We start from the raw sequence: 14,059 nt of genomic DNA, 5'->3' as shown, positions 1-14,059 counted from the left end.
CTTTAGTATTAATTTGATAGCTGTCAGCGCTTGATAGCATTGCGCTTGAGCCGGTTTTTATATGAATAATCCAAACCTTGATACGCACGAAGATCGTGCCAACCCTGCAGCCGCAGAAACGCCCTTTGAATGGATCGGCGGCGAAGAGCGCGTGCGCGCGCTGACCGAGCGCTTCTACGACCTCATGGATCTGGAGCCCGGCTACGCCGAACTGCGTGCCGCCCACGGCAGCGAGCTGGCCGATGCGCGGCAAAAGCTCTTCATGTTCCTGTGCGGCTGGCTGGGCGGGCCGTCGTACTACACCGACCAGTTTGGCCATCCCCGCCTGCGTGCGCGCCACATGCCGTTTGCCATCGGCATCAAGGAGCGCGACCAGTGGGTGGCCTGCATGGACCAGGCCATGGGCGAAACCGGCGTGCCGCAGGACTTGCGGGCGCGGCTGAAAGAGAGCTTCATGGGCACGGCCGACTGGATGCGCAACAAGGGCGTGTGAGCTTGCAGGATGCGATTGCTATGAGTTACATAGCTGCTAACGCTTGCCAATAAATGGGTTGAGCCTGTTTTCATTCATATCCATTGTGTGCGCTGCTTTGGCGGCTGCGCACCATGCACTGCGGCCTGCATTGGCGGTTTCAGCCAAGCCATCTTCGGCCGCTAAGATGCCCTCATTCAATCAAACGGGAGGTGGGATATGTCGGCAACTGCATGGATTGTTCTGGCAGTGATCGCTGCGTTGGTGCTCTGGGCCATTGCGGTTTACAACCGGCTGGTGCAGTTGCGCAACCGCATTGCCAATGCCTTTGCCCAGATCGACGTGCAACTCAAGCGCCGCTACGATCTGGTGCCCAACCTCGTGGAAGTGGCGCGCGGCTATCTGGCCCATGAAGCGGCTACGCTGGAGGCGGTGATCAAGGCGCGCGGCCAGGCGCAGAGGGCCGCCACCGCAGCACGGACGGCGCCCACCAGCGCGGGCGCCTTGGGGGCGCTGGCCGTGGCTGAGCAGGCCCTGGGCGGCAGCCTGGGGCGCCTGATGGCGGTGGCCGAAAACTACCCCGATCTCAAGGCCGACACCACCATGCAGTCGCTCAGCGAGGAACTCACCAGCACCGAGAACCGCCTGGGTTTTGCGCGCCAGGCCTACAACGACCAGGTCCTCGACTTCAACGACCAGGCCGCGCGGTTTCCGGCCATCGTGGTGGCGCGGCTGCTGGGCTTTCCCTCTGCGCCCATGCTCCAAGCCACGCGCAGCGAGGAAGAGCGTGCCGCGCCCCGGGTGCAGTTCGGACAATAGGCGACCTGCGTAAGCTTTCCCCATGAGGTTCTGGGACCATCAGCACACCGCCCGCAGCGAAACGCGGCGGCTGCTGCTCGCCTTTGCGCTGGCCGTGGCCGTGCTGGTGGCGGCCGTGCATGGGGCGCTGGTGGTGGCCTGGCTGCTGATGGCGGCGGTGTTGCCGGTGCATCTGCCGTTTCCGGCCGGTTTTTTGGCGGTGAACGTGGGGGTGTCGCTGATGCTGGTGCTTGGCGGCTGGTGGGTGGAAACGTCCAACCTGCGTGCGGGTGGCGTCAAGCTCGCCCAGCGCATTGGCGCGCGCGAGGCCCGGCCCAACGTGTCGCATGCCGAGCAACGCCTGTGCAATGTCGTGGATGAACTGTGCATCGCGGCCCACATGCCGCCGCCGCAGGTCATGGTGCTGCCACGCACCGAAGCCATCAACGCCTTCGCCGCCGGATGGGACGCGAGCGACGCCGTGGTGGCCGTCACCCAGGGCGCGCTTGACCACCTCACGCGCGAGGAACTGCAGGGCATGGTGGCCCACGAACTGAGCCACCTGCACGAAGGCGACACGCGCCTGAAGATGCGCCTGGCGGGCATGGTGTTCGGGTTGGAGCTGGTTTACAACTTTGGCGACGAACTGCGCGAGCGCCGTGGCCTGGCATGGCTGTTTGGCTCGGCCATCATGCTGGCGGGATTTGCCGGCTGGCTGGCAGGCCGCATGCTCAAGGCTGCCGTGTCGCGCCAGCGCGAATACCTTGCCGATGCCCGCGCCGTGCAATGGACGCGCAGCCGCGACGGCCTGGGCGGCGTGTTGCGCAAGGTGATGGCGCAGCGGCGCGACACCCCGCAGGCTACGAGCGCGCAACCCACCAGGGGCTGGCGCACCCCGCGGTGCAGCACATGCTGCTGGTGGACCTGCCGGGCGCGGGCGCCATGGAGCGCTGGCTCGACTCGCACCCCACGCTGGCAGAGCGCGTGCAGCGCATCTATGGCCGCAGCATGCAGCCGCTGCCGCTCACACCGGTCAACGAGCCGCCCGAGGCCACACGCCGCGCGGGCACCGTGGCGCCAGGTGCCGTGACGCTGGCCTCGCTGGTCGACCCGTTCGCCCGCCTGTAAATCTCGCTTGGCAGGGTGCCCTGCCGGAGTCGCTTGGGCCTGATGGCTATCGCGGCGCTGGGCCCGCTGCGGATGCCGGCTTTTGTAGCATGCCCCGGGTCTCGATGAACTTCACCACCTCGGCCACGCCTGTCAGCGTCTTGAGGTTGGTCATCACAAAGGGCTTGAGGCCCTGGGCGTTGGTGCGCATGCGGGTGGTGTCGGCGTGCATCACCTCCAGGTTGGCGCCTACATGGGGGGCCAGGTCGGTCTTGTTGATGATGAACAGGTCGCTTTTGGTGATGCCGGGGCCCCCCTTGCGCGGGATTTTTTCGCCAGCCGCCACGTCGATGACGTAGATGGTGAGGTCCGAGAGCTCCGGGCTGAAGGTGGCGGCCAGGTTGTCGCCGCCGCTTTCGACAAACACGATGTCGGCGTTGGGGAACTCGCCCAGCATGCGGTCGATGGCCTCAAGGTTGATGGAGCAGTCTTCGCGGATGGCCGTGTGCGGGCAGCCGCCGGTCTCCACGCCCAGGATGCGGTCCGCAGGCAGGGCGCCGCTCACCGTGAGCAGGCGCTGGTCTTCCTTGGTGTAGATATCGTTGGTGATGGCGATGAGGTCGTAGTCATCGCGCATGGCCTTGCACAGCATTTCCAGCAGCGTGGTCTTGCCCGAGCCCACCGGGCCGCCGATGCCGACGCGCAGGGGGGGCAGGTTCTTGGTGCGGTGGGGGATGTGGTGCAGTGCGTTGGTCATGGCGTTTGTTACTATTAAATCAATAGCTGCTTGCGCAGGCGGTGCGTGCGCTAGGAGCGAAAAAGCCTTGAATATTGGACTTCGTGCTGGCTGCTGAGTATGGCCAGCATGGGTGAGAAAGCCTGGCGCTCGCTGTCCATCAGGCCGATGGCGTGGTCGGCGGCAGCGGGGATGGCTTCGGCCAGGCGGGCGAGGATGCGCTGGCCGGCGCTCTGGCCCAGCTGCATCGATTTGAGGGCGGCCTGCACCATGTTTTCGGCCCAGCCAAAGGCGTAGGCCAGCAGCACATCGCGCACGCTGGCCTGGGTGATGGACGCGGCCAGTGCATACGCCACGGGGTAGGTGGGGGGCAGGGCGGCCAGGTGGCGCACGGCGGGCATCCGTTGTGCATCGCCCTGGTGCTGGTTGCGCAGCCAGTCGGCCATGGAGCGGCCCATCTGCTCGGTTTGCAGCCGCAGCTCGCTGGTTTCGCGGGTGTGCAGCACCCAGTCGTTGAGCTCGCGCACACGATCCCAGTCGGCGCGGCGCCAGGCGCCCACGGCCTTGGTGATCAGCGCCATGTCGCCGCGCGCCTGGGCAATGTGCAGCTGGTCCAGCAGCCAGTTGGCCACCGCGGCCTCGCTGTCGATGCCAGCGTATTCGACGGCGCTTTCCAGCCCCTCGGAATACGAAAAACCGCCCACCGGCAGCGCGGGTGAGGCGAGCCACATCAGCTGCAAGAAGCTGGCGGCGGGCAGGGGCGTGGGGCGGTCGGCGCGCATGGTGGTGGTGGGTCAGCCCAGTGGCTGGGGGTGGGGGCGCAGGTGGGGCATGCAGCGTGCCTTGGCTTCGACAGGCTCAGCCCGAACGGAGAGGGGGTTGCGTTGCGGGCGGCTCATTGCCTGCTCAGTGGTCGTGGTTGCAGTGCGGGCCGTGCACATGGCCCTGGGCGACCACGGGGATGGACACGGTGCGGCCACGGGCGGGGGGCTCGGTCGCAGCCGGTGCATCGGTGTGGGCATGTCCGTGGTCATGATCGTGCGCGTGGTCATGGGAATGGCCGTGACCATGGCTGTGACTATGGCCCCCGCCGTGGCCCGCCGCATAGGCACCGCCTTCGGGCTCAAACGGCAGGTTTTGCTCGGTCACGATCAGGTGCATGGCGCGCAGCATGTCGGCCAGCACATGGTCGGGCTCGATCTTGAGGTGGTCGGGCTGCAGCTCGATGGGCACATGCCGGTTGCCCAGGTGGTAGGCGGCGCGCGTCAGGTCAAACGGCGTGCCGTGATGGGCGCAGTGCGTGATGACCTGCACCGGCTGCGGCGCGGCCAGCACGCGCACCAGAGAGCCGTCTTCGGCCACCAGCACATCGCCGCCGCGCACCAGCGTGCCGCGTGGCAGAAACACGCCCAGCTCACGCCCGGCCGAATCCGTAGCGGCAAAACGGCTTTTCTGGCGCACGTCCCAGTCCAGCTCGATGGTGGTGGCGCGCTTGAGTAGCACAGGCGCAAGGCCTTGGCCTTGGGGGATGAGTTTGGAGATCTGGATCATCGATGGGGTCAGAAAAGGAAATAGCGCTGCGCCATCGGCAACACCGTGGCGGGCTCGCAGGTGAGCAATTGTCCATCTGCGCGCACGGTGTAGGTTTGCGCGTCCACTTCCATCTTGGGTGTGTAGCTGTTGTGCACCATGTCGCGCTTGCGGATGCCGCGGATGTTGTGCACGGCGCTCAAGGTTTTGCGCAGGCCAAAGCGCTCGCCAATGCCAGCGTTCAGGCCCGCCTGCGAGACAAAGGTGAGCGAGGTCTTGGCCACGGCCCCGCCAAATGCGCCAAACATGGGCCGGTAGTGCACCGGCTGCGGTGTGGGGATGGAGGCATTCGGGTCGCCCATCGCGGCCATGGCGATCAGCCCGCCCTTCAAGATGAGCGCGGGTTTCACGCCAAAGAAGGCGGGCTTCCAGATCACGATGTCGGCCCACTTGCCCACTTCGAGCGAACCGACCTCGTGGCTGATGCCGTGGGCAATGGCGGGGTTGATGGTGTACTTGGCCACGTAGCGCTTGATGCGGAAGTTGTCGTTGCGCTGCAGGATTTCGGCCAGCTCATCGCGGCCGGCGGTGGGGGCCAGCCAGCCGCGCTGCACCTTCATCTTGTGCGCCGTTTGCCAGGTGCGCAGGATGACCTCGCCCACCCGGCCCATGGCCTGGCTGTCGCTGCTCATCATGCTGATGGCACCCAGGTCGTGCAGGATGTCTTCGGCGGCAATGGTCTCCTTGCGGATGCGGCTTTCGGCAAAGGCCAGGTCCTCGGCAATGCTCGCATCGAGGTGGTGGCACACCATGAGCATGTCCACATGCTCGTCCAGCGTGTTGTGCGTGTAGGGCATGGTGGGGTTGGTGGAGCTGGGCAAGAAGTTGTCTTCACCCACCACGCGCAGGATGTCGGGCGCGTGGCCGCCGCCCGCACCCTCGGTGTGGAAGGCGCAGATGCCGCGCCCGCCCACGGCGGCGATGGTGTTCTCTACAAAGCCCGATTCGTTGAGCGTGTCGCTGTGGATGGCGACCTGCGTGTCGGTCTCGTCCGCCACGTCCAGGCAGTTGCTGATGGCCGAGGGCGTGGTGCCCCAGTCTTCGTGGAGCTTGAGGCCAATGGCGCCCGCGTTGATCTGCTCGTGCAGCGCATCGGGCAGGCTGGCGTTGCCCTTGCCCAAAAAGCCCAGGTTCATCGGGAAGGCGTCGGCGGCCTGCAGCATGCGCTCCAGGTTGAAGGGGCCCGACGTGCAGGTGGTGGCCAGCGTGCCCGTGGCGGGGCCGGTGCCGCCGCCCAGCATGGTGGTCACGCCGCTGGCCAGGGCTTCTTCGATCTGCTGCGGGCAGATGAAGTGGATGTGGCTGTCGATGCCGCCTGCGGTGACGATGTTGCCCTCGCAGCTGATGACCTCGGTGCCGGGGCCGATGATGATGTCCACGCCGGGCTGCACGTCGGGGTTGCCCGCCTTGCCGATGGCTGCGATGCGGCCTGCCTTGAGGCCAATGTCGGCCTTGAAGATGCCGGTGTGGTCCACCACCAGGGCGTTGGTCAACACCGTATCGACTGCACCTTGCGCATTGCTGCGTTGCGACTGCGCCATGCCGTCGCGAATGGTCTTGCCGCCGCCAAACTTTACCTCTTCACCGTAGCTGCCAGCGCGCAGCGTGTAGTCGGCCTCGACCTCCAGGATGAGTTCGGTGTCGGCCAGGCGCAGCCGGTCGCCCACGGTGGGGCCGAACATTTCGGCGTAGGCGCGTCGTCCAATGGTTGCCATGGTGGGGTACTCCGCGAGAACTGGTAACTATATTTTTGATAGCTGCTAGCGCTTATCCATCAAGCGCTAGAGGCTGTTTTGGCTTGAAATTTCTACAGTGCGCCCTGCGTCAGGCCCTGAAAGCCATACACGCGGCGCTCGCCCGCGTAGTCCACCAGCTCTACCGTGCGCTGCTGGCCGGGCTCAAAACGCACGGCGGTGCCCGATGCAATGTTCAGCCGCATGCCGCGCGCGGCGGCGCGGTCAAAGCCCAGGGCGTTGTTGGTCTCGGCAAAGTGGTAGTGCGATCCCACCTGGATGGGGCGGTCGCCGGTGTTGCGCACCACCAAGGTCAGCGTGCGGCGGCCGGTGTTGAGCGGGTGTTCGCCGGGTTCGGTGAAGAGTTCGCCTGGGATCATTGCGTGCTCCTGGTGGGCAGACGGGTTCAGGCCATTTGCGCCAGCAGCGCACCGCCGAACGCGGCCACGCCAGCGCCGGCTGCGCGTGCCAGCCACACATGGCGGTGGCGCAGGGCCCAGCCAGCCGCCAGGCCTGCGCTGTGCAGCAGCACGGTGGCCGTCAGCATCCCCGCCAGGGTTTGCCAGGCGCTGTCGCTGCCCGCCAGCTCGTGGCCGTGGGCCACGCCGTGGAACACCGCAAACACCCCCACGCCCAGCGCGGCCACGAGGCCGGGCACGCGAAGGCGCGACCACACGAGCAGGCCGGTGACCAGCAGCGACGCGGCAATCATCGGCTCTACCGCAGGCAGTGCCACGCCCTGCAACCCCAGCACGGCGCCCGCCAGCAGCATGGCTGCAAAACCCACGGGGCCCCACAGCAGATCGCGCCCGGCGCTGCGTGCGGCCAGGGCGCTCCACAGGCCCACGGCCACCATGGCGGCCAGGTGGTCCAGGCCAAAGAGCGGGTGGGCAAAACCGCTCAGAAAACTGTGGTGGATGTGGGATTCAGCCCCTGTATGGGCGATAGCGCTTGTGGATACTGCGCTGATTGCTATAAAAATAAGAGCGACTGTGTGGCGGTGTGTGTGTGCGATGCGCATGGGGGCTCCACAGAGAGAAAGGGGGAAGAGGGGGTCAAACGATCGGCTGATGCACGGTGACGAGCTTGGTGCCGTCAGGGAAGGTGGCCTCCACCTGGATGTCCGGAATCATTTCGGCGATGCCGTCCATCACATCGGCGCGGGTCAGCACGGTGCGGCCTTCGCTCATGAGTTGCGCCACGGTCTTGCCGTCGCGGGCACCTTCCATCACGGCGGCGCTGATCAGGGCCATGGCCTCGGGGTAGTTGAGCTTGAGGCCCCGGGCCTTGCGGCGCTCGGCCAGCAGGGCGGCGGTGAAGATCAGCAGCTTGTCTTTTTCGCGAGGAGTCAGTTCCATTTCGTTTCACTCAATGCTGGGGTCAATGGCTCGCGCGACCGCTGTGCGGCCGAACGCGAGGAGTCAGTTCCATTTCGTTTCACTCAATGCTGGGGTCAATGGCTCGCGCGACCGCCGAGGCGGTCGAACACGAGGGGTGAGTTTCATGGTGTACCGGGTGATCTGGTGGCAGCGGATTCATCATAGGCAGCAAGCCCCGTGCCCGCCATACGTCATCTGGCGCAGGGGCTGTGCTCGCTGGGGCGGCCGTGGCATGGAAACTGCACCTGCAGTGCTTGCTGTCATTCCATGCCCATGCCACTTTCCTCCGCTTCTCTTGCTCCCGCCGATGCTGCGCCGGTGCAGCCGTCGGGGCAGGATGTGGATGCGCAAGCCCCCCAGCAGGTCGTCAAGGTGCGCCGCGACTACAACAGCTGGGTGGCCACCGAGACCATGGAGGATTACGCGCTGCGCTACACGCCGCAGCGCTTTCGCAAGTGGTCGGAATGGCGGGTGGCCAACACGGCGTTCGGCGCCGCGTCGTTCCTGATCCTGGAGGCCGTGGGCGCCACGCTGCTGGTGCAGTACGGCTTCATCAACGCCTTCTGGGCCATCGTGGCCACGGGGCTCATCATCTTCCTGGCGGGCCTGCCCATCAGCGTGTATGCGGCCCGCTATGGCGTGGACATGGATTTGCTCACGCGCGGCGCGGGCTTTGGTTACATCGGCTCCACGCTCACTTCGCTGATCTACGCGAGCTTCACCTTCATCTTCTTCGCGCTCGAAGCGGCCGTGATGGCCTATGCGCTGGAGCTGGCGCTCGACATCCCGCCCACCTGGGGCTACCTCATCTGCGCCATTGTGGTGATTCCGCTGGTCACCCACGGTGTGTCGGCCATCAGCCGCCTGCAGGTGTGGACGCAGCCGCTGTGGCTGGTGATGCTGGTGGTGCCGTTTGTCTATGTGTTGGTGCGTGATCCTGGTGCGTTTTCTGGAGTTGTGCACTACGGTGGTGAATCAATGCGCGGTGCCACGTTCAAATTGCCCTTGTTTGGTGCAGCACTCACGGTGGGCATTGCGCTCATCACCCAGATGGGAGAGCAAGCCGACTACCTGCGCTTCATGCCCGCCAGCACACCGGCCACGCGCGGGCGCTGGTGGCTGGGCGTGCTGGTGGGCGGGCCGGGCTGGGTGGTGCTGGGGGTGCTCAAGATGCTGGGCGGTGCGCTGCTGGCCTACCTGGCGCTCACCCACATGGTGCCGGCCGACCGGGCGGTGGACCCGAACCAGATGTACCTGGCCGCCTATGAATACGTCTTTCCGAACTACGGCTGGGCGGTGGCGGCCACGGCGTTGTTTGTGGTGATTTCGCAGCTCAAGATCAATGTGACCAATGCCTATGCGGGGTCGCTCGCGTGGTCCAACTTTTTTTCGCGCCTCACGCACAGCCACCCGGGGCGCGTGGTGTGGGTGGTGTTCAACACGCTCATCGCCTTCATGCTGATGGAGATGAACGTGTTCCGCGCCATGGGCGAAGTGCTGGGGTTGTACTCCAACATCGCCATCGCCTGGATCATGTCCGTGGTGGCCGACCTCGTCATCAACAAGCCGCTGGGCCTGTCGCCCAAGGGCATCGAGTTCAAGCGCGCGCACCTGTATGACATCAACCCGGTGGGCGTGGGCTCGATGGCGCTGGCGTCCATCCTTTCCATCAGCGCGCACCTGGGGTTGTTCGGCCCGTTGGCGCAGGCGTTCTCGGCCGTGATCGCGATGGCGGTGGCCTTTGTCACCGCACCGCTCATCGCCTGGGCCACCGGGGGGCGCTACTACATTGCGCGCCCATCGGAACCCGCTGCGCTGACCGACGTGGTGGCGGTGCCCCTGCACGGCCCGCTGCGCCGCAATGCGCAGGGCGACCTGGGCAGCTACGTGCGCTACACCGTACAGCGCTGCGTGATCTGCGAGCGCGAGTACGAAGCGCCCGACATGGCCCAGTGCCCCGCCTACCGGGGCGCCATCTGCTCACTGTGCTGCACGCTCGATGCGCGCTGCGGTGACCTGTGCAAGCCCCACGCCAGCATGGCGGTGCAGTGGTCTGCTGCCCTGCGCTGGGTGTTGCCGCGCGCCATGTGGCGCTACCTGGACACGGGCCTGGGCCACTTCCTGCTGCTGATGCTGGTGATTGCGCCACTGCTGGCCTCGGTGATGGGGCTGCTGTACCACCAGGAACTCAACACCATTGCGCAGGCGGCCACCGACACCGAGGTGATGGCCGCGCCCGAAGTGGCCTTGCGCTCTGGCCTGCTCAAGGCATATCTTGCGCTGCTGGTCATCTCGGGCATCGTGGCCTGGTGGCTGGTGCTGGCGCACAAGAGCCGCCAGGTGGCGCAGGAGGAATCCAACCGCCAGACCGGCCTGCTGGTGCGCGAGATCGAACTGCACCGCCAGACCGACGAGGCCCTGCAGACCGCCCGCAGCGTGGCCGAGCAGGCGCGCCAGGTGGCCGAAGCCGCGCAGCGCGCCGCCGACCAGGCCAACCAGGCCAAGAGCCGCTACATCAGCTCTATCAGCCACGAGATCCGCACGCCGCTCAACTCCATCCTGGGCTATGCCCAGCTGATGGGCGAGGACGCGGGCGTGCCGCCGCACCGCAAGCAGGCGGTGCATGTGATCCGCCGGGGTGGCGAGCACCTGCTGTCGCTCATCGAGGGCACGCTCGACATCGCGCGCATCGAATCGGGCAAGCTCACGCTGGATGTCACGCCCATGCGTTTTGCCGACGGCCTGCACGAGATGGCCAGCCTGTTCGAACTGCAGGCTGCCGCCAAGGGCCTGGCGTTTCAGTTCGATGTGCTGGGTGTGATTCCTGAAGTGGTGCGCGCCGATGAAAAGCGCCTGCGCCAGATTCTCATCAACCTGCTGGGCAATGCGGTCAAGTTCACCGCGCAGGGCACCGTCACGCTGCGCGTGCGCTATGCGCGCGAGATGGCGCGCATCGAGGTGCAGGACACCGGGCCGGGCCTGACGGCCGAGGAGATCGAGCGCATCTTCGAGCCCTTTGCGCGCGGCGGATCGGGCGGTGGCAGCACTGCGGCCGCGCCCGGCGCGGGCCTGGGCCTGACCATTGCCAAGATGCTTACCGTGCTCATGGGCGGCGAGCTGACGGTGGGCAGCACACCGGGTGTGGGCTCGGTGTTCCAGGTCAAACTCTTTTTGCCCGAGGTGCATGCCGATGCCTTGGGCAAGGCTGGGGCGGCGGCTTTGCCGCGCCCCGCCAGGGTCCGTACCGGCTACGTGGGCGAGCGCCGCCGCATCCTGGTGGTAGACAACGAAGAGCCTGACCGCGAGCTGCTGGTGCAACTGCTCGAACCCCTGGGCTTTGCGTTGCGCCAGGCCGCCAGCGGGCACGATGCGCTCGATTTGTTGGCCACCGGCTACCGGCCGCATGCGATCTTCATGGATCTGGCCATGCCGGGCATTGATGGGTGGGAGACGCTGCGACGTGTGCGGCAGATGCGGTTGCCGGACGTGCATTGCGCCATTGTTTCCGCCAACGCGTTCGACAAGGCGCTGGACAACGACGTAGGCATCCGCCCCGAAGATTTCATCGTCAAGCCCGTGCGCCACACAGAGCTGCTGGACTGGCTGGAACGTCGCCTTGGCTTGCAGTGGTTGCAAGATGAGGCCGCTGCAGCGCCTGCGCCAACGGGCGCAACCGCCGCGCCAGCACCCCTCACGTACCCTGATGCCGCTGCCCTGTCGGCCTTGGCCCAGGTGGTGACGCTGGGCTACTACCGTGGCATCCTCAACACCCTGGACGACATCGAACGCAGCCAACCCGCCCACAGTGCGTTCGTAGTCACCATGCGGCAACTGGCCAAGCAGTTCCAGTTCGATGCAATGGGCCAGATCCTGGAACAGGCGCCCTCGTGATGACCACTGCCAAGCCACCTTCTTTCCCGGCGCCTGCAGCGCCCGCTGCGGCGCTGGATCGCGCCGACAGCGACGTGGTGCTCATCGTGGACGACGTGCCCGACAACCTTGCCGTGCTGCACGACGCGCTCGACGAATCGGGTTACACGGTGCTGGTCGCCACGCATGGCGAGGCCGCGTTGCAGCGCGCTGCGCAGGCACTGCCCGACATCGTGCTGCTCGACGCCATGATGCCCGGCATGGACGGCTTCGAGGTCGCAAGGCGCCTGAAGGCATCGCCTGCCACCGCGCACATCCCCATCATCTTCATGACGGGCCTCACCGAAACCGAGCACCTGGTGGCTGCGCTGGAAGCCGGGGGCATCGACTACGTCACCAAGCCCATCAAGCCGCGCGAGGTGATGGCCCGCATGCAGGTGCACCTGGGCGCCGCCCGCAAGGCCCGGCAGGACGCCCGCCAGGCCCGCGAGGCGCGCAACGCACTCGACGCCTTTGGCTACGCCAGCATCACCGTGCGCGCAGTGGACGGCCGCATCGTGTGGCAGACCCCGCTGGCGCGCGAGCTGCTGCAAAGCTACTTTGGCGAGGTGGGCCCCGATGGTGTGCCCACCGCCTTTGGTCAATGGGCGCCCGAGCCCGTGCAGGCCTGGCTGCGCCGCCATGTGCTGGCCGACAACGCCGCCGAGCTGCTGGCCGCATCGCTGGCCGAGCCGCCGCGCCTGGCGGTAGAGCAGGGCGCCCGCAGGCTCACCTTCCGCCTGCACCAGCAGGCGGGTGACAGCGCAGGCGGTGGCGACTGGCTCATCGTGATGCGCGAGGTGTCGGACGCCAAGATCATCGAATCCATGAGTCTGTCCTTCAAGCTCACCGCGCGCGAGGCCGAGGTGCTGTACTGGGTGGTCAAGGGCAAGATCAACCGCGACATTGGCGACATCCTGGGCGCCAGCCCCGCCACGGTGAAGAAGCACCTGGAGCGTGTGTTTGCCAAGCTGGGCGTGGAGACCCGCACGGCTGCAGCTGCCATGGCCATGAACCGCATCCGGCAGTTGCATCCGCAGTTTGAGGGGTGAATGGATGGGTTTGGGCTTGAAATCGCCCTGGCAGCTTTCCTTTGCAGTCCTGCCTTGCCAGCCGGGCGCTGAAACCCGTTGGGCCGCAGGGATGCTCACGTCCTGGTGCAGGGCCACAAGCCAGTTGCGGTCGGCGGTCTTTTCAAAATAGATGCATTGACGGCCCGCACATCGGCGGGCAGGCATGGGGCGATGGTCGGGTGGTGCGTGCGCAGCTGTTGCGCCGGGAGTCTGCTTACCTGGACTGCCCGCCATCCGAAATCCGCCGTGCGTACACCGCCAGCACGATGCGCTCGGAATGCACCAGGTACTCGTTGAGCGCGGCAGACGCCTCTTGCAGCTTGCCTGCCTCGAACAGTTCCAGGATATTCACGTTCATCTCCACATAAGGCATGTGCAGAAATTCCGGGTCGTTGAGCAGCCCAAAGGCCAGCCGCAGCTCGGCCAGCAGGTGCGAGAACATCACGTTCAGGCGCTCGCTGTCGGCCAGCTCCACAATGGCCATGTGGAACTCCATGTTGGCCGTGCCCACGCCCTGCCAGTCGTCTGCATCGCGGCAGCGCAGGGCCATTTCCACGGCGTCGCGCAGGTGCTTTTTTGCGGGGTGGCGGGGGTAGGCCTGGGCCAGGGCCTGGCATTCAATCAACCGGCGCACGCGGTAGATGTCGATGATGGATGCGATGCTGGGGATGGCCACAAACACGCCCCGGTTAGGCTCGTGCTTGAGCAGCCCCTCCTTGGTCAGCAGGCGGAACACCTCGCGCAGGGTGTTGCGCGATATCTCCAGGCTCTCGCTCAGGGCCGCCTCAGACAGGCGCTGGCCCGGCGTGAACTCCCCGTGCACGATCTTCTGGCGGATCAGCTCCGCCATGCGGTCATTCAGTGTTTGAAAATTGCTCAGTTCTGACTTCATGCCCGGATGGTAAGGGGAAAGACGCCCATCCCACCGCACATCACCCGCCCATCCCAGAGGGAGCGCGACGCAGGGACTGCGCCGCCAAAAGACCACTTTGGAGTGGCAGAAATCGAGGGTTTCTACGTAGTGTGAAGGCGCCTCTTTGTTGGGCAAAATCGACAAATCGTAAAACAATCAAATATTTTTGTTCTACAAAAAATATTTGATTGCCACTCAATGGTGCATGTTTTGTTCTTTGATGTGGCATGCAAGTTGCATGGCGAGAGGTGGCTGGCTTCGTGTTCGGGACTTTGGGGTCTGCACGCAGCGGCAGAGGAAAGGCGCGCGCAGCGGTGCCTGTGCCCTGGTTCAGGGGCGCGTGGCTGTG

At 65.8% G+C, this 14,059-nt stretch carries 12 protein-coding genes and 1 pseudogene; 5 read left to right on the top strand and 8 right to left on the bottom strand.

All coding sequences use genetic code 11. The features are described 5' to 3' along the window. The first annotated feature begins 61 nt into the window (after positions 1-61). The 3 genes and pseudogenes from CCX87_RS14015 to CCX87_RS14005 all read left to right on the top strand — a co-directional run bounded on the left by CCX87_RS14015 (position 62) and on the right by CCX87_RS14005 (position 2,398). Positions 62-493 (top strand): group II truncated hemoglobin, encoded by a 432-nt coding sequence (locus CCX87_RS14015; RefSeq protein WP_087747221.1) that lies wholly within the window; start codon positions 62-64, stop codon positions 491-493. Positions 494-691: 198 nt separating this feature from the next. Further along, a complete protein-coding gene (locus CCX87_RS14010; protein ID WP_087747219.1) occupies positions 692-1,291 on the top strand; it encodes a LemA family protein in 600 nt (199 codons plus the stop codon). Between the two features lie 22 nt (positions 1,292-1,313). Further along, positions 1,314-2,398: pseudogene (locus CCX87_RS14005) on the top strand (M48 family metalloprotease). 46 nt (positions 2,399-2,444) lie between these two features. Here CCX87_RS14005 and ureG read toward each other — a convergent pair. From ureG to CCX87_RS13970, 7 genes are all read right to left on the bottom strand, one after another. After that, a complete protein-coding gene (gene ureG, locus CCX87_RS14000) occupies positions 2,445-3,134 on the bottom strand; it encodes an urease accessory protein UreG (RefSeq protein WP_087747218.1) in 690 nt (229 codons plus the stop codon). Positions 3,135-3,184: 50 nt separating this feature from the next. Further along, positions 3,185-3,895 (bottom strand): urease accessory protein UreF, encoded by a 711-nt coding sequence (locus tag CCX87_RS13995; protein ID WP_087747216.1) that lies wholly within the window; start codon positions 3,893-3,895, stop codon positions 3,185-3,187. Between the two features lie 124 nt (positions 3,896-4,019). After that, entirely contained in the window at positions 4,020-4,664 is a 645-nt protein-coding gene (gene ureE / locus CCX87_RS13990; RefSeq protein WP_087747214.1) for an urease accessory protein UreE, read from the bottom strand. An 8-nt stretch (positions 4,665-4,672) separates the two neighbouring features. Continuing rightward, entirely contained in the window at positions 4,673-6,418 is a 1,746-nt protein-coding gene (ureC, locus tag CCX87_RS13985) for an urease subunit alpha (RefSeq protein WP_087747212.1), read from the bottom strand. Positions 6,419-6,510: 92 nt separating this feature from the next. Then, positions 6,511-6,816: an urease subunit beta gene (locus CCX87_RS13980; protein ID WP_087747210.1), complete on the bottom strand. Its 306-nt coding sequence runs from the start codon at positions 6,814-6,816 to the stop codon at positions 6,511-6,513. Positions 6,817-6,842: 26 nt separating this feature from the next. Next, positions 6,843-7,457, bottom strand: coding sequence for a HupE/UreJ family protein (locus CCX87_RS13975; protein WP_087747208.1), 615 nt, complete (start codon positions 7,455-7,457; stop codon positions 6,843-6,845). 34 nt (positions 7,458-7,491) lie between these two features. Continuing rightward, positions 7,492-7,794 (bottom strand): urease subunit gamma, encoded by a 303-nt coding sequence (locus CCX87_RS13970; RefSeq protein WP_055399013.1) that lies wholly within the window; start codon positions 7,792-7,794, stop codon positions 7,492-7,494. 294 nt (positions 7,795-8,088) lie between these two features. Between CCX87_RS13970 and CCX87_RS13965 the strand changes: the two genes are divergently transcribed. After that, positions 8,089-11,706, top strand: coding sequence for a hybrid sensor histidine kinase/response regulator (locus CCX87_RS13965; protein WP_087748351.1), 3,618 nt, complete (start codon positions 8,089-8,091; stop codon positions 11,704-11,706). Continuing rightward, positions 11,706-12,776 (top strand): response regulator, encoded by a 1,071-nt coding sequence (locus CCX87_RS13960; RefSeq protein ID WP_087747206.1) that lies wholly within the window; start codon positions 11,706-11,708, stop codon positions 12,774-12,776. Before CCX87_RS13965 ends, CCX87_RS13960 begins: the two co-directional genes overlap by 1 nt. A gap of 235 nt (positions 12,777-13,011) precedes the next feature. Here CCX87_RS13960 and CCX87_RS13955 read toward each other — a convergent pair whose 3' ends face one another. Further along, positions 13,012-13,689, bottom strand: coding sequence for a GntR family transcriptional regulator (locus CCX87_RS13955; protein WP_087747204.1), 678 nt, complete (start codon positions 13,687-13,689; stop codon positions 13,012-13,014). Between the last annotated feature and the right edge of the window lie 370 nt (positions 13,690-14,059).

This window comes from Acidovorax sp. T1, assembly GCF_002176815.1.
GTDB lineage: Bacteria > Pseudomonadota > Gammaproteobacteria > Burkholderiales > Burkholderiaceae_C > Acidovorax.
The sequence above is the reverse complement of the archived record's forward strand: the minus strand, read 5'-3'. Positions and strand labels throughout refer to the sequence as shown.

What these genes read in the sequence shown, in the direction of transcription:
- CCX87_RS13995 (WP_087747216.1), bottom strand. Translation starts at nt 3,895, where the DNA reads ATGCGCGCCGACCGCCCCACGCCCCTGCCCGCCGCCAGCTTCTTGCAG.
- ureG (WP_087747218.1), bottom strand. Translation starts at nt 3,134, where the DNA reads ATGACCAACGCACTGCACCACATCCCCCACCGCACCAAGAACCTGCCC.
- CCX87_RS13960 (WP_087747206.1), top strand. Translation starts at nt 11,706, where the DNA reads ATGACCACTGCCAAGCCACCTTCTTTCCCGGCGCCTGCAGCGCCCGCT.
- CCX87_RS13980 (WP_087747210.1), bottom strand. Translation starts at nt 6,816, where the DNA reads ATGATCCCAGGCGAACTCTTCACCGAACCCGGCGAACACCCGCTCAAC.
- ureE (WP_087747214.1), bottom strand. Translation starts at nt 4,664, where the DNA reads ATGATCCAGATCTCCAAACTCATCCCCCAAGGCCAAGGCCTTGCGCCT.
- CCX87_RS13965 (WP_087748351.1), top strand. Translation starts at nt 8,089, where the DNA reads ATGCCACTTTCCTCCGCTTCTCTTGCTCCCGCCGATGCTGCGCCGGTG.
- CCX87_RS13975 (WP_087747208.1), bottom strand. Translation starts at nt 7,457, where the DNA reads ATGCGCATCGCACACACACACCGCCACACAGTCGCTCTTATTTTTATA.
- CCX87_RS14015 (WP_087747221.1), top strand. Translation starts at nt 62, where the DNA reads ATGAATAATCCAAACCTTGATACGCACGAAGATCGTGCCAACCCTGCA.
- CCX87_RS14010 (WP_087747219.1), top strand. Translation starts at nt 692, where the DNA reads ATGTCGGCAACTGCATGGATTGTTCTGGCAGTGATCGCTGCGTTGGTG.
- CCX87_RS13970 (WP_055399013.1), bottom strand. Translation starts at nt 7,794, where the DNA reads ATGGAACTGACTCCTCGCGAAAAAGACAAGCTGCTGATCTTCACCGCC.
- CCX87_RS13955 (WP_087747204.1), bottom strand. Translation starts at nt 13,689, where the DNA reads ATGAAGTCAGAACTGAGCAATTTTCAAACACTGAATGACCGCATGGCG.
- ureC (WP_087747212.1), bottom strand. Translation starts at nt 6,418, where the DNA reads ATGGCAACCATTGGACGACGCGCCTACGCCGAAATGTTCGGCCCCACC.